At 41.2% G+C, this 25,883-nt stretch carries 16 protein-coding genes; 7 read left to right on the top strand and 9 right to left on the bottom strand.

All coding sequences use genetic code 11. The features are described 5' to 3' along the window. Positions 1–104 precede the first annotated feature (104 nt). The 5 genes from carB to AC0UA9_RS08410 all read right to left on the bottom strand — a co-directional run bounded on the left by carB (position 105) and on the right by AC0UA9_RS08410 (position 6,848). Positions 105–3,323, bottom strand: coding sequence for a carbamoyl-phosphate synthase large subunit (carB, locus tag AC0UA9_RS08430; RefSeq protein ID WP_475659249.1), 3,219 nt, complete (start codon positions 3,321–3,323; stop codon positions 105–107). Between the two features lie 39 nt (positions 3,324–3,362). After that, complete coding sequence (gene carA, locus AC0UA9_RS08425) at positions 3,363–4,547, bottom strand: glutamine-hydrolyzing carbamoyl-phosphate synthase small subunit (RefSeq protein ID WP_475659248.1); 1,185 nt, start codon at positions 4,545–4,547, stop codon at positions 3,363–3,365. 318 nt (positions 4,548–4,865) lie between these two features. Continuing rightward, positions 4,866–5,684: a 4-hydroxy-tetrahydrodipicolinate reductase gene (gene dapB, locus AC0UA9_RS08420; protein ID WP_475659247.1), complete on the bottom strand. Its 819-nt coding sequence runs from the start codon at positions 5,682–5,684 to the stop codon at positions 4,866–4,868. A gap of 15 nt (positions 5,685–5,699) precedes the next feature. Further along, on the bottom strand, positions 5,700–6,122 hold the full coding sequence (locus AC0UA9_RS08415; RefSeq protein ID WP_475659246.1) for a hypothetical protein: 423 nt from the start codon (positions 6,120–6,122) through the stop codon (positions 5,700–5,702). 102 nt (positions 6,123–6,224) lie between these two features. Beyond that, entirely contained in the window at positions 6,225–6,848 is a 624-nt protein-coding gene (locus tag AC0UA9_RS08410; RefSeq protein ID WP_475659245.1) for an FKBP-type peptidyl-prolyl cis-trans isomerase, read from the bottom strand. Between the two features lie 695 nt (positions 6,849–7,543). Between AC0UA9_RS08410 and AC0UA9_RS08405 the strand changes: the two genes are divergently transcribed. The 6 genes from AC0UA9_RS08405 (at position 7,544) to AC0UA9_RS08380 (ending at position 15,071) form a co-directional block, all read left to right on the top strand. After that, a complete protein-coding gene (locus tag AC0UA9_RS08405; protein WP_475659244.1) occupies positions 7,544–8,251 on the top strand; it encodes a transcriptional regulator NanR in 708 nt (235 codons plus the stop codon). A 247-nt stretch (positions 8,252–8,498) separates the two neighbouring features. After that, positions 8,499–8,849 (top strand): hypothetical protein, encoded by a 351-nt coding sequence (locus tag AC0UA9_RS08400; RefSeq protein WP_475659243.1) that lies wholly within the window; start codon positions 8,499–8,501, stop codon positions 8,847–8,849. Next, positions 8,849–11,425, top strand: coding sequence for a sodium:solute symporter family transporter (locus AC0UA9_RS08395; RefSeq protein ID WP_475659242.1), 2,577 nt, complete (start codon positions 8,849–8,851; stop codon positions 11,423–11,425). Before AC0UA9_RS08400 ends, AC0UA9_RS08395 begins: the two co-directional genes overlap by 1 nt. Before the next feature lie 64 nt (positions 11,426–11,489). Next, positions 11,490–12,659: a sialidase family protein gene (locus AC0UA9_RS08390; protein ID WP_475659241.1), complete on the top strand. Its 1,170-nt coding sequence runs from the start codon at positions 11,490–11,492 to the stop codon at positions 12,657–12,659. A 657-nt stretch (positions 12,660–13,316) separates the two neighbouring features. Beyond that, entirely contained in the window at positions 13,317–14,021 is a 705-nt protein-coding gene (locus AC0UA9_RS08385) for an N-acetylmannosamine-6-phosphate 2-epimerase (RefSeq protein WP_475659240.1), read from the top strand. Positions 14,022–14,087: 66 nt separating this feature from the next. Beyond that, on the top strand, positions 14,088–15,071 hold the full coding sequence (locus AC0UA9_RS08380) for an ROK family protein (protein ID WP_475659239.1): 984 nt from the start codon (positions 14,088–14,090) through the stop codon (positions 15,069–15,071). Between the two features lie 417 nt (positions 15,072–15,488). Here AC0UA9_RS08380 and AC0UA9_RS08375 read toward each other — a convergent pair whose 3' ends face one another. After that, positions 15,489–16,391 (bottom strand): dihydrodipicolinate synthase family protein, encoded by a 903-nt coding sequence (locus tag AC0UA9_RS08375; RefSeq protein ID WP_475659238.1) that lies wholly within the window; start codon positions 16,389–16,391, stop codon positions 15,489–15,491. Positions 16,392–16,601: 210 nt separating this feature from the next. Then, a complete protein-coding gene (locus AC0UA9_RS08370) occupies positions 16,602–19,433 on the bottom strand; it encodes a TonB-dependent receptor plug domain-containing protein (RefSeq protein ID WP_475659237.1) in 2,832 nt (943 codons plus the stop codon). A gap of 530 nt (positions 19,434–19,963) precedes the next feature. On the opposite strand from AC0UA9_RS08370, the gene AC0UA9_RS08365 reads away from it, so the two are divergent. Beyond that, positions 19,964–21,301, top strand: a complete 1,338-nt coding sequence (locus AC0UA9_RS08365) for a Na+/H+ antiporter NhaC family protein (RefSeq protein ID WP_475659236.1) — start codon at positions 19,964–19,966, stop codon at positions 21,299–21,301. 808 nt (positions 21,302–22,109) lie between these two features. Here AC0UA9_RS08365 and sohB read toward each other — a convergent pair. After that, positions 22,110–23,174 carry a protease SohB gene (gene sohB / locus AC0UA9_RS08360; protein WP_475659235.1) on the bottom strand — a complete coding sequence of 355 codons (1,065 nt, stop codon included), beginning with the start codon at positions 23,172–23,174 and terminating at the stop codon, positions 22,110–22,112. Positions 23,175–23,326: 152 nt separating this feature from the next. Next, on the bottom strand, positions 23,327–25,837 hold the full coding sequence (locus tag AC0UA9_RS08355) for a VolA/Pla-1 family phospholipase (protein ID WP_475659234.1): 2,511 nt from the start codon (positions 25,835–25,837) through the stop codon (positions 23,327–23,329). Between the last annotated feature and the right edge of the window lie 46 nt (positions 25,838–25,883).

Raw genomic sequence — 25,883 nt, 5'->3', positions numbered from 1 at the left:
ATTTTAACGCGCTTAAAAAAAACCGCCTACAGATTGTAGGCGGGATATTATTCACGCTTTGCTAAGTGAGAGAGTAGGCTCAACTTACATTAAGCCCACTACTTTTATTTACAACGTTTGTGCCACTCTTGAATAGAAGTGACTGTATTTCTATCATCAGCAGAATGCGCCTGACAAGCAGCAAATGCAGCATTTAATGTTGTAGTATAAGCGACTTTATAACGTAATGCACCACCACGTAATACTTTAGAGTCTTCAATGGCTTTGCGCCCCTCAGTAGTATTAATAATGTAGCTGTATTCACTATTTTTAATTCTATCAAGAATATGTGGGCGGCCTTCATGTACTTTATTTACCAAACGTACTGGAATATTCGCTTCACCTAAAATGATAGCAGTACCGTGCGTTGCGTCAAGCTCATAGCCTAAAGCAACCATTTGTTTAGCTAGCTCGACTACCCGTATTTTATCAGAGTTACGCACTGAAATTAAGGCACGTCCTGATTTAGGAACAGATTCACCCGCACCTAAATTAGCTTTAGCATAAGCTTCTTCAAAAGTCTCACCAACGCCCATTACTTCACCGGTGGAACGCATTTCTGGGCCAACTAATGGGTCACTACCATGAAATTTATTAAACGGAATAACCACTTCTTTAACAGAGAAATACGGTGGTATTATTTCTTCGGTAATGCCTTGTTCAGCCAGTGATTTACCCGCCATAACACGAGCACCAATTTTAGCAATAGGAATAGAGGTTGCTTTTGAAACAAACGGTACTGTACGCGCAGCACGAGGGTTTACTTCAATTAAGTAAACATCATTGCCTTTAACAGCCATTTGTGTATTCATTAAGCCTACTACACCTAATTCAAAGGCTAGGTCTGTTACTTGCTTGCGGATAACGTCTTGTATTTCTTGGCTTAAACTGTATGCCGGTAATGAGCAAGCACTATCACCCGAGTGAACACCTGCTTGTTCGATATGCTGCATTATCCCGCCAACAACGACCCTTTCACCATCACAAATAACATCAATATCAACTTCAATAGCATCATCTAAGAAGTGGTCAAGTAGTACCGGTGAATCATTAGACACACTTACCGCTTCGGTCATATAACGACGTAAGTCTTCTAGATCATAGACAATTTCCATAGCACGACCACCCAACACATAAGATGGGCGGACAACTAAAGGGAAGCCTATTGCTTCGGCTTTAGCCATGGCTTCATCAAGCGAGGTTACTGTTGCATTTTCCGGCTGTAATAAACCTAAGCGATCCACCGCTTGTTGAAAGCGCTCCCTGTCTTCTGCGCGGTCAATAGCATCTGGTGAGGTACCAATAATTGGTACGCCAGCGGCTTCTAAAGCGCGTGCTAATTTAAGCGGTGTTTGACCACCATATTGCACGATGACCCCTTTAGGCTTTTCAATACGGACAATTTCAAGTACATCTTCAAACGTTATTGATTCAAAATAAAGTCTGTCTGAGGTGTCATAATCGGTAGAAACCGTTTCAGGGTTGCAGTTAACCATGATAGTTTCATAGCCATCTTCACGTAACGCCAAGGCAGCATGAACACAACAGTAGTCAAATTCAATGCCCTGTCCAATACGGTTTGGACCACCGCCTAAAATCATGATAGATTCTCTGCCTGTTGGCTTTGCTTCACACTCTTCATCATACGTTGAATACATATAAGCAGTGTCTGAGCTAAATTCAGCCGCACAGGTATCTACACGTTTGTACACTGGGAAAATATCTGCATTGTGACGTTTTTTACGAATTTCAGCTTCAGCAACACCAATAACATCCGCTAGGCGAGCATCAGCAAAGCCTTTTCGCTTCAATTGACGTAAGTAGTCTGCATTAAGTATTTTTAAGCCGCCTTCAGCAACCTTTGCTTCTTCTAAAATAATGTCTTCAATTTGTACCAAGAACCAACGGTCGATTTTGGTTAAGCGGAACACATCATCAACGCTTAACCCTAAGCGGAATGCATCACCAATATACCAAATACGATCCGCACCTGCTTCTTGCAACTCGTGCATTATTTTTGTTTTTGCACCTGGCTGTGTTACATCAACCATAGAGTCAAAGCCGTTTACACCAACTTCTAAGCCACGTAACGCTTTTTGCATTGACTCTTGTTGATTACGGCCTATAGACATTATTTCACCAACTGACTTCATTTGCGTGGTAAGTCTGTCTTCACTGCCAGCAAATTTTTCAAAGTTAAAGCGTGGTATTTTTGTGACAACATAGTCGATAGTTGGTTCAAATGAGGCTGGTGTTTTACCACCGGTAATATCATTTGACAATTCATCAAGAGTGAAGCCTACCGCTAGCTTTGCTGCAATTTTAGCAATAGGGAAACCTGTTGCTTTTGATGCCAATGCTGATGAACGCGAGACACGTGGATTCATTTCAATAATAACCATACGTCCTGTGTCTGGGCAAACACCAAACTGTACGTTTGAGCCACCCGTTTCAACACCTATCTCACGTAATACAGCGAGGGAAGCATTACGCATAATTTGATATTCTTTATCCGTGAGCGTTTGTGCTGGAGCCACGGTGATTGAGTCACCGGTATGAATTCCCATTGGATCGAAGTTTTCTATTGAACAAATAATGATACAGTTGTCATTTTTGTCACGAACTACTTCCATTTCATATTCTTTCCAACCAATTAACGATTCATCAATCAATAATTCAGACGTTGGTGAAAGATCAAGTCCACGAGTACAAATTTCCGTAAACTCTTCAATGTTATACGCTATACCGCCGCCTGAACCACCCATAGTAAATGATGGGCGAATAATACAAGGAAACCCTAAACGCTTGCTTGCCTCATGGGCTTCTTCCATTGAGTGGACAATTTCAGCACGTGGCGTTTCTAACCCAATAGCCTTCATTGCTTGGTCGAAACGACTGCGATCTTCAGCTTTGTCAATGGCATCCGCTGTGGCGCCAATCATTTCTACGTTAAACTCTTTTAATACGCCTTTAGCTTCTAATTCAAGCGCACAGTTTAACGCTGTTTGCCCCCCCATTGTTGGTAATACTGCACAAGGGCGCTCTTTTTCAATAATTTTACGTACAACTTCCCAGTGAATAGGCTCGATATAAGTTGCATCGGCCATTTCTGGGTCAGTCATGATGGTCGCAGGATTAGAGTTAACCAAAATAACTCGGTAACCTTCTTCACGTAACGCCTTACATGCTTGTGCGCCTGAGTAATCAAATTCACACGCTTGACCAATCACAATTGGTCCCGCACCTAAGATCAAGATACTTTTTAAATCTGTTCTTTTTGCCATGTCGCTATTCTCTCTTATCTTCTCTTGTCAGGGTGTGGATTAAGCTTGTGTTGCTTTCGTGTTGGTTTTATATTCGTTGATCAAATGAATAAAGTGATCGAACAATGGTGCAGCATCGTGCGGGCCCGAGCTTGCTTCTGGGTGCCCCTGAAAACTGAATGCTGGCTTGTCAGTACGGTGAATGCCTTGTAAAGAGCCGTCAAACAATGAGGTATGTGTCACCTTTAGGTTAGCGGGCAAGCTAGCTTCATCAACAGCAAAACCATGGTTCTGTGATGTTATCATTACTACATCGCGATCAATGTCTTTTACTGGATGGTTAGCACCATGGTGGCCAAATTTCATTTTGACCGTTTTTGCACCACTCGCTAAACCTAATAATTGATGGCCTAAACAAATGCCAAAAATAGGGATGTCGGTAGTTAAAAATGTTTTAATGGCTTCAATTGCATAGTCACATGGCTCAGGGTCTCCAGGGCCATTCGATAAGAAAATACCATCAGGGTTCATTGCTAACACTTCACTTGCTGGTGTTTGCGCTGGCACTACGGTCAGTTTGCAACCACGGTCGACGAGTAAGCGCAGAATATTGTGTTTGGCGCCAAAATCATAGGCAACCACATGAAAATCAAAGTTTGTCGGCTTAGAATAGCCTTCTCCCATTGGGCTACCTAATGACCAACTACCAGTAGTCCATTGGTATTGCTCTTTAGTTGAAACAACTTTGGCTAAGTCCATACCTTTTAAACCAGAAAATGCCTTAGCTTGCGCCACACTATCACTGATTGTTGCCGCTAAACTTTCATCGTTGTCTTTGTCTACGGTAAGAATACAACCTTTTTGCGCGCCTTTTTCACGTAATAGGCGGGTTAATTTACGTGTATCGATATCAGCAATACCGAGTACATTATTATTAACAAGGTATTCACTTAAACTTTGTTCACTTCTAAAGTTACTGACTAATAAAGGTAGGTCTCGAATGACTAAACCTTTAGCAACAATAGTGTCTGATTCTTTATCTTCACAGTTTACCCCTGTATTCCCAATATGTGGGTAAGTCAGGGTAATTATTTGCTCTGCATAGGAAGGATCGGTAAGAATTTCCTGATAACCTGTCATTGAAGTATTAAATACAACTTCACCAACAGCCGTTCCCTTTGCACCAATTGCGGTGCCCTTAAATACTGTACCGTCTTCCAGTACCAAAATAGCAGATATAGCCAATGTAACCTCCAAAATGAAGAAAAGAATGTGAAACGTTTATTTTAAAGAATATTAAAAAACTTTAAGACGCTATAGAAAACCGCTTTAAAATAAACGGAAACAATCAAAAAATTTGTACATGAAAAATGTCAAAAACTGGCTTTTAGCTAAATTTTTGACAAAATCCACTTATTCTACGCTTGTCAGCGTGTTTCGTCTAGTAAAAAGTGTAAAACTTAGTGTTTTGTGTCTGTTACTCGCTTTTAACCGCCAAGTAGCTAAAAGTAGTAGTTATCTATATTCCCAACACAATGATCTTGGGTCGGGAAATAGTTAGGCTTACTCTTTTAAGCCTAAAACATCCTGCATATCGTAGAAGCCATTGTCAGCTTCATTTAACCAAAATGCCGCACGCATTGCGCCTAAAGCAAACGTCATGCGCGAACTCGCTTTGTGTGTTATTTCTAATCGCTCTCCTAAGTCAGCAAAGAATGCCGTGTGCTCACCAACAATATCGCCCGCTCTAACCGTAGCAAACCCTATTGTTTCCCTACTGCGCTCTTCCATGCCTTCAGCTAAAAGCCCTTCACGACCATACACCGCACATTGGCTAAGGTCTCGCCCTAGTGTATCAGCAATAACTTGTCCCATTTTAACGGCTGTACCTGAAGGCGCATCTTTTTTAAATCTATGGTGTGCTTCAAAAATCTCTATATCGGTCTGCTCGCCAATCGCTTTTGCAGTGATTTCAAGTAGCTTAAACATTAAATTCACACCCACAGAGGTATTAGGCGCTAGTACTAGCGGCATATTTTCGCCAGCTTGTTTTATCAGGTTTACTTGCTCATCATTAAAGCCGGTTGTGCCAATCACTAACGCTTTATTGTGTTGCTGACACCAAAGTATATTTTCCAAGGTTGTTTCTATTGAAGTAAAATCAATAAAAACATCTGCCTCTGACAACTGGTTTAATTCAGTGGCTGCGGTTAAACCTAATGCCCCTATGCCGGCCAGTTCACCTAAATCAAACCCTGCAAATGATGAGCTAGCGCGAACACTACCACCAATAAGCTCAATGCTTTTGTGTTCATGAGCTGCTTGAATAAGGTTGCGCCCCATACGGCCGCTACAACCTAATATAGCTACTTTTACTTTCATTTATATCCTCTGTTATTAATTTTCTAGCTGAATTGGATAGTCTAGTGACTGCGAATTTGATAATTCATGCGAGACAACATTAATAATTTTCAATTCATTATCGCTTAACACTAAATAGTAAATCGCACAGAAATCAGTAAATAACTCGCCATGCTCGTCAAAAAAAGCCCAATCAACATTCGCTAGCAATAAGTTATCAGTCACAACAGTGTAACTTGCGTTGTTAACGATTATTTTACTGACTGTTGCTTGTTGTAATTGTGCAAAACTATTCGCAAGCGCATGCTGGCGTGCTTTAGTATTTTGCAGTAATACCACGTGATCTTGTGTGTGTAACGTGCAAGGTAAATTGTAGCAGGCCGTCACTTTATCAAGATCATAACGTTTAAATGCGCTTAGGTATTCTTGAAAAAACTGCGTTACTTTTTTAGCGTGCATGTTTAACCACCTTCTATATTATCTTAAACAGTCACTGAACCAAATTAAATAATTTTCAATCAAAAAAAAACCCTCTATTGAGGGCTTTTAAAAACAACTAAATTAGCTAACAATGCTAATTAATTCAACATCAAATACCAAGGTTGCATAAGGAGGTATAGCTCCTTGTGAGCCTTGCTCACCATAAGCTAAATTATAAGGTACGGTTAATTTCCATTTACTGCCCTCAGTCATCAGCTGTAATGCTTCTGTCCAGCCAGCAATCACACCACCTACTGGGAATTCAGCCGGTTGACCTCGCTCAACAGAGCTATCAAATGTATCGCCATTAGCAAAAGTACCGTGGTAGTGAACACGCACTGTGCTTGCCGCTGTTGGTTTTTCGCCATCACCTGTTGTAATCACTTCGTATTGTAGGCCAGACTCTGTCACAGTAACTTCATCACGTTTAGCATTTTCGGCTAAAAATGCTTCACCTTCTGCGGCTTTTTCTTTTGCTAAAATTTGTTCTTGCTCTTGAAGTTTTTTAGAAACAACGGTGAACGCTTCGTTTAAATCTTCTTCGGATACTTGGCTAGCAGCATTGCTTAATGCATCAGCAATACCGGCTTGTACTGCACAAGTATCGAAGTCCTTAAAAGGATTATTACGTAATTGGTCACCTAGTTGACGACCTACACCGTAACTGACACGTTGTTCAATGGTTTCTAATTTGTTTTCTGACATATTATTCACTTATCTTTATAAAAAATTTGCGAGAGTTTATCATAAAATAGGGCTGGTATGTAAGCTTGAGTATCGCAATTTGTTATTTTTTATAAGCGAATGTATATAAGTTTACGCTTGGCTGATAACCTTCCTAGCGTTCGTTATTTTTAGCTTGTAACACTTAGACTTAACGCCAACATTGCTGCCTATTATCCTCAAAACTTGCTCTGGTTGGTTCAATTTCTGTGATACAAATATATTTTAATTGGCAAATAGCTTTATAGTTTTCACCTAAGCTGTCCACCCGTCGGTATGCTAAATTTAAGATAGCCAAGCCACAAGGTTGTAAATAATCAATAATCGCATAAGTGTCTAAGCTGTGGTTGTCTTTCCTGTACCCTCGTGAATCACTATAACAACAGGCAATTTTGTTGTCGTTTTAAACCTATAAAGAGCGAAAACTGTTGCCCACTTTTCCGCAAACAATCACCTTTTGTATGAGCTTTGCCACGCTTAATTCGCTGCTAATCTTATAAAGTTACTTGCCGTTATATCGCTTACCTAATAATAGGTGATTGATTTAAAGCAATAATTAAAAAAATAAAGGCAAAACATGAATATCGTTTCAATAAATAAAATAATCTCTATACATTTTATTTTGCCTTGGTACAATAGCAGAATAGGTACATAGGTACAGCACTAAGGAATTATGCATGTCAATTACACTAAAACGCCCCGTTGAACGAAAGAAATTATCAGAGACTGTCGAAGAAGAGTTGGAGCTAATGATACGCCAAGGCGAAATTGCCGAAGGTAACGCGCTACCTTCTGAGAGAGAGCTTATGGCTGTCTTTGGTGTGGGTCGTCCTTCTATTCGTGACGCTTTATCTGCACTTGCCCGCAAAGGTCTCGTGAAAATTAGTAGCGGTGAAAGAACGCGAGTTACTCGGCCTTCCCCTGATACTATCATCTCTGAATTATCAGGAATGTCAAAAGATTTTCTTACTCAACCAAATGGTTTACGGTATTTTGATCAGCTCAGAAACTTCTTTGAGTCTAGTCTAGTCCGTCATGCTGCTGAGTTTGCCACAGCGGAGCAAATTGAGGAGTTGGAAAAAGCGGTTGTATTAAATGGTAAAGCCATTGATAACGAAAGCCAGTTTAAAAAAACAGACATTTATTTCCATCGTGTTATCGCTTCTATTCCAGGTAACCCCATATTCTTAGCCGTTCATCAAGCCCTGGTCGATTGGGTTATTGATGCAAGGCCTAGCAAGAAAAACTCCATAGAGCTCAATACGCAAAGTCATCAAGACCACGTTAATATTTTAGAGTGCATTAAAAACCGCGATATAGAAGGTGCAGATAAATATCTAACACAGCATATACAATATGTTTTTGATAACTATTACGCTAAATAACCTAAGTTCGGCGTAATAACTTTACTGCCTCCCCTTAAAGCTGAAAAACAGTTATAAACCCTTCTTTTACATTTTATAGTTAGTTGAGCCATTTTTATGGCTCAACGCATTAATACATTAGTTAAATAAAACCATTCCTTGGTTAAATTTCACCTGTATCCTTCAAAACTCAACTGAATTAACTAGATTTTGCAAAACAATAGTGGTATAACAGGTATACAGTACAATCAACAGCAATTGGATTACTATGATTAGTCACCTGTTAAAAACAATGTTAACCGCTTTATTACCGACACCTGCTTGTGCCGAGATCAGCACCAATGAGCAAACGTTACATACTATCTCTGCCAATATTGTAGGGGATGAGCACGGCATCTTTACTTACAAACAATGTTTGCTGCCTTCCTCCATTAATATGGAAGCCAAGTTATCCTTTATCGCTGAAAACTTAGTATTTAATAACCCAGGCGTAAATATCGAAGGCTTGTTAACTAGTGAACAGCTACTAGCTGTCAAGTCCGGACTTTATCGGCCTAACATTCTTAAACAACGCAAAACACCAGAGGGACCTGTACCATGCACCACTGTTTTCTCATAATGTCTCGTCTTCGCTTGGTTCGTTCATTGAGCCTGGTGACTTGGTTATTAACACTATTACTTACCTGTTCAACCACGGCGTCCGAAATAGATAGTGTCGCCATTCACTGGTCACCAGCAGAAGCCCCCAAAGAAGCAATGTCACGTCATGCCCCATTCGTTGGCGTGCACGACAACCTGCTAATACTCGCTGGTGGCGTTGGTTCTGCGACAAAAGATTCAACGGCTCCTAAATACCTCGACTCTATTTGGCTTGCAGAGCAAAGTTCAGTCTCTGCTGGCTCTTTGGCCTGGCAAGAAGCTTCAATACGACTCCCATCCCCACGAGCATATGGTGCCACAGCGGCCTTTGAAGGCGGTGTGGTATTGGTCGGTGGTCATGATGGCACACAAATGCTCAATGACATCATTTTGTTACGTCGTAACAAGTCACTTAGTGTAGAAATGTTAGCACTACCGGCATTACCCATACCTATGGCAGAGGGGTCGGCAATATTTGTTGACCATGTTTTATATGTACTAATACCATCACTCAACAACGATAATAAATCTTTGCTGTACGCACTCGATATCGACACTGTTACTCCTACAGTATTAGACCAAAGCACAAGTGAAGCATCCCCTTGGCGACAAGTTTCAACTGCCCCGCTAACTGCAACACTCGTAAGCCAAAACGATGGTAACCTAGATTCCCTATTCGCCATTGAAGCACAGAGTTCAGAGGCTAACACTACTAATTTATGGCAATACCAACCGAATGGCTCCGCTCACCCTTGGGTTAGCCTTGAAGAGAGTCAAATACCCCTACCAAATTCACAATTGAGCGCAAGCAGCGCTGTTGCTATTGGCCAGTCACACTTTTTACTGTTTACTAGCACAAGTGCAAAAACTTTAGTGCAGAGTTACAACACCATTACAGGTGCTTGGACTCATTATACCAACACTGGTTCAGCCCCTACTCCCCTGGCAAACAACCACAGTAATAGTACCCTAACAGCATTACCGTGGGACGGAAGATTATTGGTTTTTCAATTTGGAGAGTTAAGTAACGATAATAGACTATGGTTAGCCACTATTACCGAAGCTGGCAGTGCTTTTGGCTGGCAAAATATGACCGTCCTCGTAGCGTATTTATTCGCCATGGTTATGGTGGGTGTTTATTTTGTTTTCAAAAATAAAAATGTCAACGATTACTTCCGCGGTGGCCAAAGCATTCCTTGGTGGGCCAATGCCTGTTCAATGTATGCAACAATGCTTAGCTCACTAACCTTTGTCGGTATACCGGCCATCGTTTATCGCACTGATTGGCTCTACTGGCTAGGCATTTGGATGATCCTAGCAGTCACGCCAATTGCCGCTTACGTCGCAATGCCATTTTTTCGAAAAATAGATGCAACCAGCGCTTACGAATTTCTGTCTCTGCGCTTCAATATGGCTGTGCGCTTATTTGCCAGCGGATTATTTACTCTTTTTCACATTAGTCGTATGGGTATTGTGATGGCATTGACAGCACTTGCATTAGCGGCGGTAACTCCCTTTGATGCTTGGCAATGCGTGCTGATTATCGGCGTGCTTAGCCTTATTTATTGCACCCTTGGCGGCATAGAAGCGGTTATCTGGACTGACACAATACAAACAATTGTCCTTCTGCTAGGGGCACTGCTGTGCTTTGCTTACATTGTTAACGGCGTAGAGGGTGGTTTGAGCGAAATATTTCGCAGTGGGGTGGAAAATAATAAGTTTAGAATTGCCGATATTGATTTTAGCATGGATAGTGTCACCAAACTGTCTATCTGGGTGATAGTACTGGGTGGCATAGGACAAAACTTGTCAACTTATACCGCCGATCAATCTATTGTACAGCGTTACATGACAACAAAAGATGTAAAATCAGCCCGCAAGTCTATTTTTACTAATGGCATAATGGCGCCAGTAGCATCCGTTTTATTTTTTGCGATTGGTACTGGTTTGTATGTTTTTTACCAGCATAACCCTGAGAAGCTTGATCCTACAAAGCAAATTGACCAAATATTTCCTGCTTTTATCTCCAGTGAGTTACCTATTGGTATTGCGGGACTTATTATTGCTGGCATTTTCGCAGCGGCACAATCAACGGTGTCAACAAGTATGAACTCAATGGCAACCACATTAGTGACAGACTTTATGCGGCCTTTCAATCTCTGTCGTAGCGAGCGAGCTTATTTAAATGCAGCACGTTTACTTACCTTACTAGTCGGTATCATAGGTACACTAGTGGGCCTTTTATTCATTAGCCCCGAAATTAGATCATTAATGGAGGAATATTTCAAAATAGTTGGCATGTTCATGGGAGCACTCGGTGGCCTGTTCATTCTAGGGATCATCAGCACAAGGGCAAACGTGCCGGGAGCAATTATTGGTCTATTAGTTGGCGTTGGCACTATGCTCTTAGCCTGGGTTTTTGAATTAACAGAGGGGTATCTGTTTGGTTCAATTGGCATAGTTTCCACGATTTTAGTTGGTTATTTAGCGAGTGGATTATTTCAAAACTCGCCGGCTAAGGATCTTAGTGGCTTAACAATTTATACGATAAAGTAGACGGCCCAGCTGCAGCCGCTCTAGTTAGCTTAATTCATTATACCTTGCAGCAGAGGAAGTTAAAATGAGTACTGAAAAACCTTCACTGTCGCCTAAATCAGTGATTACTAATGTTTTTGAAGCCGGTGTTGATGGCTTTGGTAGTTACCGAATTCCGGCGTTGTTACGTTTACCAGAGGGCACGCTCCTGGCTTTTTGTGAGGCTAGAGCTATTTTGTCGGATCACGCGCAAAATAAAATTGTTTTAAAAACCAGCCAAGATAGCGGTGCTACATGGAGTAAACAAATACTGGTTGCCGACGCAGGTGATAATGCCTTAAATAACCCGCTTGTGGTACTAGATGCACCCTCTGGAGATATTGTACTAATGTATCAGGAGTACCCATACACGACACCCGATGCTGTGGCGGATCCCAACGATTGGATCTCACATGCTGGGCAAAACTTTCCGTCTAACATACACGAAGGCGCGGTTGAAACTGGTTATGAAGGCCATATTTGTCGCAGTTATGTGCAACGTAGTAGTGATGGTGGGCACACATGGACACCACGGGTGGAAGTAACAAAGCAAGTGAAACGACCAACCGAGGTAACCTGTTATGCTGGTGGTCCAGGCATAGGCATCCAACTGAAAGGTGAGCGCTACAAAAACAGACTCGTTATGCCATTTACGCAGGGACCTTGGGACAGTATGAAAGTTTACACAGCATACAGTGATGACGGCGGATACGAGTGGCAATATGGTGAGGTTGCCCCCGCAGCACAAGGGGTTCATGGAAACGAAACACAAATAGCAGAACTTTTTGACGGGCGTATAGTACTCAATGCGCGCAGCTTTCATGGTAAAAAGCTGCGTAAATGTGCATTTAGCACTGACGGCGGTGCTACTTGGTCACCACTACAAGATACCCCCGATCTCACTGAGCCTGAATGCCAAGCCAGCCTTATTGCTTTACAAACCAATAACAAGTTAACTGGCTTGCTGTATTGCGGCCCTGAAGATACGCTTGAGCGTTGTGATGGCACGCTAAAATTGAGCCATGATAATGCCGCAAGTTGGCAACGCGTAGCAAGGGTATATCAAGGTTCATTTGGTTATTCGTCTATCTGTCAAATGGCAGGGGAAGACATTGGCGTACTGTTTGAGCGCGATAATTATGAGGCCATCGCCTTTTCTCGAGTAACAATTTCCCCAACACAAACCGACAAGGCTAGCAACATAAAAGATAACTAATTGATTCATAGAAGTAATACCTGTTATTTATACATAAAAACAATACACATAACCTAGGTGGTGTCAGTATAAGCACCTTTAATGAAATCAGATGTTTTTATAGTATTTTCACAAGATAAGTGGTATAACAGGTATACAGCACAACCAAACATATTAACGAGTTTGAACTCCATGGCCACAACCTTGGTGACTGGCCTTGTTCAACCATTTAATCTAGTAAACTTTTAAAAGGCTATCTGAGCGCAACTTGCTTGCTAACCTTTGCTATGGATACTTTAGGTACATTGGCGGACTTATTTTTATCAACGCTAAAGTCCATTAATAAATGGAAGCTTACTTTAAAGTAGTTGGTATGTTTATAGGGACACTTGGGACTATTTTTGTTAGGCGCCTTAGCTAAAAAGCTAACTCAATGGGGCTATTGTTGGTATTTTAGCCGGCGTTGCCCCGCGATTTTAGCCTAGCAATTAGGTTGGGCAAACGGCTATTTATTCATTGGCCAAGGTATAGTCTCTTAATTTATTGTTGGTTACATTGCTAGCTTATTAACCCACAAAACTCTAAGTATTAAAAGTGTTCTAACCGGTTTAGCCTTATACACAATGAATCAACTCCATGACTACATTGTCATATTTATTTATCTTTTAGGAAATCTCTATGTCTGTCGTAAATAAAAAATTAGAAACACAACTTTTATCGTCATTAAAAAAGTCTTTAATAGCGTCATGCCAACCCGTTGATAACGGTCCAATGGATAAGGTTGAACATATTGTTGCCATGGCATTAGCCGCTGTAAATGGTGGTGCTAAAGGATTAAGAATAGAGGGTGTAGAGAATGTGCGAGCAGTGGCCCAAGCAACCTCAACTCCTATTATCGGTATTGTCAAAAGAGATTTAACTGACAGCCCCGTGCGCATCACTCCCTTTATTGATGATGTCAACGCATTAGCACAAGCCGGGGCAAGTATTATAGCCTTTGACGGTACGGATCGTAAGCGCCCTGCACCTATGCTTGATTTGCTTAATGCTATTCACCAAGCGGGGTGCGTAGCTATGGCTGACTGTGCTGACTATGAAACCGGCCTAATGCTAGCAAATCAGGGGTGTACATTTATTGGCAGTACGATGTCGGGCTATACTGATCTTAATAATACGCCAACCGAGCCTGATTATGCGTTGGTCTCTCAATGGGTTAAACAAGGGTTAAATGTTATTGCTGAAGGCCGTTACAACTCACCTGAACGTGCGGCAAAAGCCATTGCGTTAGGCGCATTTTCAGTCACCGTTGGGTCTGCTATTACCCGTGTTGAGCATATTACACAATGGTTTGTAGGGAGCATTGATAGTGCGGTTAGTAAGTAACTTGCTCGTTATAACCGAGCTCAGCTGACTTTAAGATAGAACAAAATAAAGAAAGGAAAATACGCAATGATCATAGCAATCGATGTCGGTGGCACAAAAATATCAGCAGCACTTATCGCCTGCGACAGTGCTAATTTAGCGACAGACCTCAGCAATAACTTAGCGCATACGAAACTTGATAATTATGCAATCATACAGCAACGCAAAATTGCTTCGGTTATTCATAGTGATTTAGTAAACTTGCACCAACATTTAATCGCGCTTTGCCAAGACTGGGTTGAGCAAGCAACGCATGTTGCCATTGCTTGTACCGGTCAAGTAGGCGTTGAATATGTTAATTTTCTTTCTGCCAAGCAAAAACTACCTTTAAAGGCACAGCTTGAATCAGCCTTTCAATTACCTGTTACTATTATCAATGACGCTGCTGCCGCTGCTTGGGCAGAGTATTGTGTTGTTAAAGCCGAACAAAAAACCATTGCCAAGGAAGGCACCCTACTTCCCCCTACTAATAACAACGTCAACAAGGACGATGAAACACTGGTATACATTACCGTGTCAACAGGAATTGGTGGTGGCATCATTCAAAATGGCCAATTAGTTACCTGCTCTGACGGTTTTTGTGCCCATTTAGGCCATGTTGCTGTACAGCATAATAGCCAGCAGTTGATAAAATGTCACTGTGGCCGAATTAATTGTGCTGAAGCCATTGCTTCTGGCACTGCCATTGCTAAACAAGCTTCCTTAATATTAAACAAAACGGTTAGTTGCCAAGCAGTGTTTGAACAATACTTATCGGTGCCGGCCATTGAAAAAATTATTGATGACGCCAGTAGTGCTGTGTGTGACTTAATCGCTTCAGTCAAAGCAATGACAGGCACAGAAAAAGTTATTTTAGGTGGGAGTGTTGGCTCTGCTTCGGTATTTTCTACTCAAGTTATTAATAAAATAGCCAAATTACCCAGCATTTATCAAGTCTGTGTTTTACCGCCGAACATGGGCGCCAATGCCGACTTAGTTGGTGCCATGCTCTATGCTAGAGAACATTGCTAGCAGCACATGAGGGTATTGCGCTGCAATACCCTCATGTATGGCTCATATTTTATTAACGCTTTTTGTCCATTCGCTTGAATCTTAATTCCTTTCTTTATTCTTTCCTGTCACCGTTGTTGTTGTTATCTGCTCTTAGCCGCTATCTACCTTTCTTGCTCTGATCTTGCCTTACCCTTGGCACGTCTAAGGGCTAACAAGTTCACTCATTAGCCTGTAATGACTGTGCCTTTGTTCACGCAAAAAAAAAACCATCAACAAAATGTTGATGGCCGTATACCAGCGTTTTGATGTATCGCTACCAAAGGACAGTGACTCATTGAGCTAAAAATGGAATAATTTTTTAGCTCTTGCTGAGTATACTAAAGCACCTAAAAATGTTACTCGGTTTAATGGAAAGTTAAAGAATGATCAGTACGCTTACTTTATATGCTCCATAAAGCCTGCACTTTTCATTTTCGCTACAATGTCAGCTTTATCAGTGTTAGTAAGGGCACGAATAGGTAAACGCGGGTCGCCAACGTCTATACCGTGAAGCTGCATAGCTGCTTTACCTGCGGCAACACCACCGTATTGAACGAGTAAACGGATAATAGCAATAACCTTATCCATAAGGGCTGTTACTCTTGCTTGATCACCTTGATCAAATGCCTCAATAATGTCTAAATAAAGCGGCGCAGCGTAGTTGTAAGTACTCCCAACCGCACCAATAGCACCAACAGCCAAACCAGCCGGAAGGAATTCATCAACACCAAATGGAATATCAAATTTTCCGTCACAGACACGCGTACAACGTTGGTATTCATAAAGGTCTACATGGTTAAATTTAATACCCGCAAGGTTGGGAATAAGGTTCTCCGCCTTAATAAGAAACTGCTCCATATCAAACATAACGCCCGACATACCCGAATGATAATAATAAAAAGCTTTACTAGGAGCCGCTGCCGCAACAGTGGCACAATAAGTGACTAACTCATCAATAGAGCCAGGCTTAAAGAAACACGGCGCAATAATAGAAGTCGCAAAAATGTCTAGGGTTTCTGCATGCTTTGTTAATGCTAAGGTGTCAACAATCGATAAAGCGCCGGTATGCACAGTAATACTAAGTTTGCCGGCAGCCGCAGAAACCCAGCGCTCTGCTATCGCTTTGCGCTCTTCAACAGAGCAATTAAGCCCTTCGCCCGTTGTGCCACAAATATAAACGCCTTTGACACCCTGTTTAATAAGTAATGCCGCAATTTGGTCAATCACTGGCAGGTTAACTTCACCATTCTGGTCAAAAGGTGTATGAGGGGCGGCTATCAGTCCAGTCAGTTTTTCCATTGTAATCCTCTGTAAATTAATATATTTATTTTTCGCTAACTTATGTACTAATAATGTGCTGTTAAAACTTATTTACCCGAAGTAAGGTTTAGTCACACCTTTGTTAACTCAAAGTTGTTGATGAAAATATTCTCTTTTGTATAGTAATATGGTGGGCTTTTGAGCAGCCCACCAGCACGATATAAATGATTTATAAACCTATTACTCTGCTTAAAAATCTAATTTAATACCCGCGTAATAAGCGCGTCCGGTTAAATCAAATGCCGTTCCGTTGGTTAACGTGCCTTGCTGTTGATATTTATGATTAGCGGTTAAATGTGGCGGCTGCTCATCAAATAAGTTAGTCACACCAAAGTAAGCATTAATGTTGTCTGTGAAGGTGTAACTGAAGCGAATATCATTGTAAACACGTGAGTCTATTGCGTTAAGCTCTTCGGTTAACACCGTATTATTATTACGGTCTTTGGTTTCATCCCAATAGCGTAATTGCCAGTAAACATTCAAGTCATTTAGCGTGTACGATGCACTTACATTGAAACGCAGCTCTGGGAATAGCACTTCGCCTGCAAGGCTTTGTGTATCGCCTGTTTCAATACCAGTAATATCATAAGTATCTAAAAAGTTAGCGGCTACGCCTAAGTACAGATCGCCTGAGCCTAAGGTAGTCAGGTATGAAATATCAATATCAATACCGCTGGTTTCAAAAATATTCTCATTACCTGAAGCAGCATTTACATCTAAAGCTGCACCTCCACGACCATCACGGCGAACTAAACCACCACAGTCTGCATCAAAATTGCTTGGATCAACCGAATAACAGCGGTTTAAAATAACGGTACGGTCAGTTTTAGCAATGGCATCCTCAATTTTAATATCGTAATAATCAAGTGACATTTGTAAGCCAGGGGCAAACTCAGGGCTAAATACAATACCCGCAGTAAATGTGTCAGCTTTTTCTTCATTAACATCGCTAGAGCCACTTAATAAACCGGCAGTGTTCTGTTCTTCTACTGTGGTTAGTGTAAAAGATCCTTCTGCATTAATACGCTGCTGAATAGCGGGTATTGAACGACAGTTTTCGGCAATATTCCCAGTATCGGCATTTGTTATTGTGTTACAAGGGTCGGTGACAAATTCAGCTGTTGCTGTACCACCAGCAAATAAGTCACTCACATTAGGGGCACGTACCGCTGTGGCAACTGCCCCGCGTAAGCGAATTGTTTCTGTTATGGGGGCGTCTAAACCAATAGTCCAGTTAGTTGTGCGTCCAACAGAAGAGTAGTCACCTACTCTAACCGCCGCAGATAAATTTAATTGCTCTAGTAAAGGAACATTTACTTCAGCAAAAATATCTACTACATCAAATTGTCCTTTAGTTTTAGCAATTGCAGCACCACGTACTATGCCCGCTTGACGAAGTGGGTCAGGGGTTTCTTGACCTTTTTCTTCACGGTATTCAACACCCGCGGCAAAGCCAATATTGTCGACATCATTACTAATGGCATAATCTAATTCGCCGGCAATAGTTGCAGTTAAAACGGTTTGCTCAATGCTCCCCACGATATTAGTGTCTGCTGCTAAGTAGTTAACCGCTTCTGGTGAAATACCATCAGCAGAAAAAGGATTAAAAACGACACAACCATTTATACGAGCGATATCATCCGCACATTGATAACCACCAGCACCATCATCAACAGCATCTATCGCAAAGCGAGCTCGGTCAAGGTTGATATCACCGTGATTTTTTTGGTTTTGGTCCGTTACCCCATAAGTACCACTTAATTTTAGATAAATATCATCTGAAATATCGTACTCATACTCACCTGCAACTCTAAAAGTGCTACGTGTATTTTCAGCACCACGATCACCAAACTCCACTAAACGTCTAAAGGTTAAACTGGCATCATCAAGGCTAGTAATACCATCTGCTAATAAATTATCCCCTAAGGCGGTCCCAGCAAACCAAGGATGAGTAGCAATATCAATACCGGTTGTCCCGCCTTTTGATAACTTAAAGATGTCATTTCTTGTATCTAGTGGGATAGGCTCAAAGCGTGCGCGAGAGTCAACTCTAGCGTAATTAGCCGTTAAGTTAAAACGTGATTTATCACTCAGATCTAATGAAAGGCCTGTAGCGAAAAACTTTCGCTCTAATGGCGCCAACATAGAGCGATAGTCGTGAAAGTTAAAAGCGTCCGATGTGGTTACATCATCAGTGCGAGTAAATAAGCTACCGTCACCATTATATTTATCAATACGACCGCCTACCACATGTGAAGAGCCAACATACTGTGAGGTATCTCTAATACCATCACCATTAGTATCAACTGCATCCTTGTGCACACGAGAATAGTCTCGATCACTGGCCATTAAGCCATCATCATTAGATATGCCAAAAGAAAGCCAAACGTTACCGTCTTTAAAGTTTTTCCCTAATGAAAACTCAATATCGGTCTGATCACGATCACCTTCAGCACTTCGTCCTGTTTGAGCTTTAAAGGCAACGCCATCGAAGTTTTTCTTCATGATAATATTCACGACACCTGCTACAGCATCTGAGCCATAAGCAGCTGACTGCCCGCCTGTCAGTACTTCTACTCGCTGAATCATAGTTGTAGGAATAGTATTTAAGTCAACGCCATAACCAGAGCCTACTGACATGCCTGACACATAACGCTTACCGTCTACCAAAACTAATGTTCTTGACGAGCCTAAATTACGTAGTGCTACTGTACTTAGGCCAGAGTCTTGACCACTAATATTAGAGCTAGATGAAGTTGTATCACCTACAACAGAGGGAATTTTCCCTAAGAGGTCACCAATATTTACTGCCCCCACACCTTCTATATCTTCAGCATCAAGTACTTTAATGGGGGAAGCTGACTCAAAGTCACCTTTAGGAATATGCGAGCCTGTCACAACTATTTTTTCTACCTCGGCCACTGTTGTCGCTGTATTAGCGTCAGCTGCCATAGTGTAAGTTGTTGCAGAAGCAATGCTCACCGCGAGTAATGATTTTACAAATTTATTAAGTTTCAACATGTTATCCCCAAAATTTATCTTTATTTTTTAAAATAATGTCATAAGTTACGTTTTTTAAACTACTTTCTAACTACATTGCTCAACCACTAGCATGTAGCACTGCAAAACATGACAAGCAGACATACCATCAACCTGTTATACCAACATACCACCTAATTAATTGTTTTGTCAAAGTCAAAATAACAAAATTATACAAAGCATCATAAACTGACGAAGTGATTGAATATTTTCCTTGCAGTAACGATCTGTTTTAGCAAGTAAAAAATAATTTTGCCGACTTAAATTTTTTTTATAAAAAAATAATTAAAAAACTCAGGTACTTTCCATTCTCAACAAGATAACCCTAAATCAGCCCAAGGTTAGTGATAGTAAAGTGCAGCTCTTTATGGCAAAATCATCGCCATATGGCTTGTGGTTTTTTTCCTTAAAAAGCTTAGCAACTACATGCTTTTCTCTTTTAATCATCAAGGTATTTAGTACTCGCTCTCTTTTTTATGAGTCTATAGACTTGACTAACATGAATAACATTTATGAGCTCCTCTGCTGTACAACAATCATCAAATAAGTCCAGTTTGATTGCATTACTACCATTTGCCGTTTTTCTGGGGATTTTTTTAGGAACCGGCGTTATTCTTACGCTACAAGGGAGTGACTTTGCTTTTTACCAATTACCTGCCAGCATTGCGATTATCCCTGCAATATTTGTCGCAATTTATTTAGGCAAAGTTATCGATAAGCAGTCTATTGATAAACAAATAGGGCAGTTTATTCAGGGGGCTGGTCATGCCAACATTATGACGATGTGCGTTATCTATTTATTGGCTGGCGCTTTTGCAACCGTGGCGAAAGCAACGGGCAGTGTTGATGCAAGTGTACAATTAGGTTTAGCGATTTTCCCTGCTTATTTACTATTACCTGGCTTGTTTCTAGTTGCTGCCTTTTTGTCAACTGCAATGGGCACTTCAATGGGGACTATTGCCGCTATTGCCCCTATTGCTTTGGGGTTTATTGAATCTGCTGAGTTAGATTCAGCCTTAGTTGCTGGTTGCTTAATTTCTGGTGCTATTTTTGGAGATAACTTATCTATTATTTCTGACACCACCATTGCCTCGACGCGGAGTCAGGGTGCAAAAATGAAAGACAAGTTTCGCGTTAACTTTACATTTGCTGTACCTGCTGCATTAATTTGCTTGATCATGTTTGCGGTACTAGGACAGAGTATTCATTATGATGTAAGCAATGATCCTGCGCTATATGGGCTGATACCTTACATTGTTATTTTAATATTGGCATTGTCTGGCGTAAATGTTTTTGTGGTACTAAGCATAGGAATAGTACTCGCCGCCGCTATTGGTATGCTAACGAATGACTATCAATTGTCCGCTTGGGTTAATGATATAAATGCAGGATTTGCTAGCATGCAAGACATTTTTATTTTGTCATTGTTTATTGGTGGTTTAAGTGAATTAATTCGTCACCAAGGGGGGCTTGCGGCGCTAACGCAAACAATAGAATCTTTGGCCCGGAAGCTAAGCCCTAGTAATAAAAAGCGCGCAGCTGGTTTAGGTATTGCGGGGTTAACCTTTGGTTGTAATTTCTTCACTGCCAATAACACAGTTTCTATTATTATTACTGGCGAAACCGCTAAAGCATTAGCCACCGATGGCGAATTAACACCGGCGCAATCAGCGAGTTTACTTGATATCTTTGCTTGTATTAACCAAGGTTTATTACCTTATGGCGCGCAAGCATTACTTTTAGGTGCAACCTTAGGTATTTCACCCTTGGCGGTAATTTCTCACGCGTTTTACCCCATGATTTTATGCTTTGCTGCCGGTATTGCCTTTTGGAAAGTAACTAAAGCCTAGGTGTTAGCTTTATATCACTGTTAGTACTCTAGGTTTAGGTTATGTTATTGAAAATTAACTACATTATAAAAGGATCACTCTATGTTAAATCGAGCTCTACTTTCGTTGCTTGTATGCGCCTTATTGCCTTTGCCAGTTACTGCTATGCAACCTTGTATTGTTAACAACTGAGTATCAGCCCCACTAAAAAACAAGATTGGCGTTATGGTGTTGCCCCCCATGGAAGTAAAGCAACCATAAAAGATGACCTACTCAATGATGATAAGATTTGGGTTGCTTTTACCCGTGTCCCTCGAGTTGACGTTAACAATAATGCTTGGGTAGAGCTTATTTTACGACTTACCGCACAAGTCTTTAAAAAATACAACACAAATACAGTTAACCTATCAAAGCAGTCAGAACTTAGTCGTTAAACTGTCACAAAAAGACTATGGTGGCGACGGTGATAAAAGCTATGCGCATTATCAACACCCTGTACCTGCTACCAATAAATGGACTACCGTTTGTCTAAATATTGCTAACTTTCAACGTCCTGATTGGACACCAGTTGAGTCAAAAGATGTAGGGTTCATCAATAAACATGTAAGTGCATTGTATTTAGTACCCGACTTAGAGGATGATTTAGGCGGCAATGCCACGCTTGAAGTTAAGTCTCTTCTCACTTTACCTTAACCGTTATAGCGACTTCACTCTCTTTGTCAACATTACTGCTGTGCTGGTTAAGCGCTCGTTATTGATAGCTGCCGACCTTTAGCTTTGTAGCTATTTGATAGGCAGCAATACAGTTTATTAACAAGATTAAGAAAAACTAACCAGGGAAAACACGGTTTTTCTGCATTAACTTACCTAACACACCTTCAACAGAAAGTGACGCGGCTTTACCAAGCTTTTCAGCTAAGCCTTTTTTAACTTCATATTTAATTGCGACAATCTTGTGGCTTTTAGCTAATTTTTGTAAATAATCATCACTCGTTTGAATGCTATCAACTAAGCCAAGTGCGAGTGCTTTAGTACCAAACCAATGTTCGCCAGTAGCCACTTTGGTTAACTCTAGGCTTGGTCGGTGTTCGCCAACAAAGTCTTTAAATAACACATGGGTTTCTTCAAGCTCTTCAATAAATTTTTCTTTACCTTTGTCAGTGTTTTCACCAAACATGGTAACCGTGCGTTTAAATTCACCGGCAGTAAACTGTTCAAAGTCAATATCGTTTTTCTTTAATAATTTATTAAAATTGGGTAATTGCGCAATCACACCAATAGAGCCAAGAATCGCAAAAGGCGCAGCAATTATGTTGTTAGCAACACACGCCATCATATAACCGCCTGATGCGGCAACTTTATCAACAGAAACAGTAAGGGGTATTTCATGTTGGCGAATTCTATCTAACTGGGACGCAGCTAACCCGTAACCATGAACCATGCCGCCACCACTTTCTAGTCGCACAAAGACTTCATCGTCTTTGGTCGCCACAGATAAGATAGCAGAAACTTCTTCTCGCAGTGAGCTGACTTCTTTAGCGTCAATACTGCCTTTAAAGTCAACAACAAAAACCCTAGCCTTACTTTTAACAGTGACATCGTCATCTGCTTTTTCTTTTTTCTTCGCTAGTGCTTTATCGGCTTTGGCTTGCGCTTTTGCTAATTTTTTATCATTTTTTTCTTTTTGTTTTAACTCTTCATCATTCAACAGTGCGTGCACAATCTCTTGCTCTACATCGTCAAATTGCGCTGACAAATCAGTAATTTCTAATTCGCCCTTTTTATGTTTATTTTTAATCGCTGAGGCGGTGGCAATAACCACAATAGCCACTATTGCTATAACAAACGTTATTGTTTTCGCTAAAAATAAACCATATTCGTATAAAAACTCCAAACTTATCTCCTGCGCGTTGATCGCGGCGTAACAAAATTACCATAATATTATAAAGAATATGGGGATAAAAAATATAAAAAAAAGCCTTTAGTTGGTAACTAAAGGCTTTCGTTAATCAATTGTCGCTTACTATGAACGTATAAGCTAAATCATTACTTAACAACGTCTGTGTTTTGTACTGAAATTAGGTGTCCGCCACTGCTAAAGAAATTAGCGACCTGGCTTTGCATTTCAGTAGTTGCAGCGCTTGTCATTAGTGGGTCTGTTGCTCCCCCTCTTGAGTCAGGGCGTGGATCTAATATTGAACTATGGTGACCATATAAATAACGTACTGCACCTGATATGGGTGATTCAGTATCTTGTGTTGTTGTTGAAATACCCGGTAAACCAAGTAACGCTATTGCGCCTTCTGTGCCACCAAAAGGGGTAGACGAAACAGTATTAGGCACCACTTGGTCACTTAAGTTATCACTACCGTTACCAACTACTTCAATTAAATGAGTTGGTGTATTGGTTGCTGCCATCATAGCGGCGTAGTTAGCCGGGTCACCTGAGTCTGCTACTGTTTGTGCAGCAAAAGCAAACTGGGAAAAGGTGCCATTTAATCCCGCTTGCTGCTCTGCTGATAATGCCGCATAAAATGCGTTAAAGTAGCCTACCATTTCAGCTTCTGTTGGCGCTGTTTCGCTTGTATGAGTTTGAGCAACAAACCCTTGAAAAGCTTCAGATGCCGCATAAGCTAGGTTTGATTTAATCACATCACCAAAAGCAGCAGATTCCATTAAAAAGTTGGCGACCATAATACCTGGCATAGCAAGGCTATTGGTATTCACCGCAAATAATGGATCAACTTGTGGGTCTAGAGCAGTATTGGCAAGTGCCAAAAAGTTAATACCCGTAATCGCACCTAAAGAATGCCCTAAAAAGTGTACATTAGACCTATCAACTTTAATTGCATTACCTGCTGCATCAACGCCGCCTAAGAAGTTTAAGCCTAAACGTAAACCGACTAAATCAGAGGTTGACTGACGTAAATTATCACGGGTGGTTAATAGGCTTGCTAAGTTCATATAATGCGTGGCTGAAACGGTTGATGCATTAATCTCATCAACACCATCACCATTTAAGTCAAAACCGCGACTACCATGTAATGGATGGTCAATTGCTACAGTGGCAAAACCATGAAGCGTAAGAATGCCAGAGATCAATAGCATATCTTCTTTTTTAGAGGTGATACCATGCTGTAATATAACAACCGGCCAACCATTCGCAGGCTCTGCTAAATCAGCAGGCAAGCCCATTTGGGCGCGAACAGCATTAGCAACATTGACATCAGGTGTTGTCATTTGCACAGCAACTGGCATTGCTGCATTAGCTTTGGGTACTGGGCTAAATTTGGTTAAATGACGCTTTTTATCAAAACCTAGTGATCTAAGACCTGGAGCCGCTAGCTCTTGAGCCTGAGAAATTGCCATACAAGTACCATCATCAACACTCACGGGTGTTTCTGGAATAGTGTCCGCAGTAAGTTCACCTGCAGCAATTTTACCTGCGACACCGGCTAATATCGCACCCGAATCACATAAAGACCGCCACCAATCATTCACTGGCGCCATCGGGTTTTCTGCTGTTGGCACACCTAAATAATAAGGCAAAGTCACACTACCTTGCATAAAGTTAGCCGCTGAATATAAAGGCACTAACGAAGCAGGTATTTGCCCAGCTAACACATCCGCTACTGAGATGTCCATGTCTTGCACGCCAATGGCAGGTATACCCTGCGCTGCATTAGCCATCATCGCTGGCACATTATTTGCCATTAAGGCTTTAGCTGTTGCTAATACATCAATCGTTGATTGCGTGGTAAAAGCCATGGTGTAAATTAGTGCATTTTTATCAGCGCCTGCTGCTGCAATGGCATTTTCATAACTATTAATAACCCCTTGCAAGCTTTTTTGTGCGGGGCTTGCTAATGGTTTAGTGCTAATGTCTTGGCGAACAAGTTCATAGCTGGTTGAGCCAGCAACGTCTTTGCCATTACTGTCTTTTAAATTATTGGTTAAAGCTAAAATATAAGTTGTTTTACCTTTTAACGGTTTTAACGGCACAACGGCAACACTATTGCCCGAGGCTTGAGTAATATAGTCAACACCAAAAGTTAATTCATTTACCACGGTACAGGCAGCACCACGAGGTACTTCTTCACAGCCAGTATCGCCCCCCATTAAGGTTTCATAGATTTTGACTGACGCAGGGTTACCCGCTGAATTTGTATCAAGTGATGTCCCTGCAGGAAAATCAATTGCGAGCATAAAGGGGTTCGTTGTCGACCAACCATCAAGTGCACCTAGTGCGGTGGATGGGTCGGCATAGTTGGGTGATTCAATTTCCTGGTTATCTTCGTCTTTTTCCCCTGAGATAATCTCGCCCGCAGCATTTCTTTCAACCGGTATATTTAAAGTGCCGTCAGGTGTATCTAGGAACAATAAATCATTAGGCACTGATAAATCGCCATTACTAGGATCAAAAACAACCCTTGCAGGAGCAACGACTGGCGTGCCGTTTTGGGCGGTATCTTTTATTACGTCATCGACAGTTTCGCTACCACAACCACTTAAGCCAAGTGCGCTGACTATAGCTAAACTAAGAACTAACTTCTTCATCTTTCTCTCCCCAAAGCTTATTTTATTTCTATTATTGTTAATAAGT

It is taken from the genome of Colwellia sp. F1 (assembly GCF_056238625.1).
Note: the sequence above shows the minus strand (reverse complement) of the source record. Positions and strands in the feature narration are given on the sequence as shown.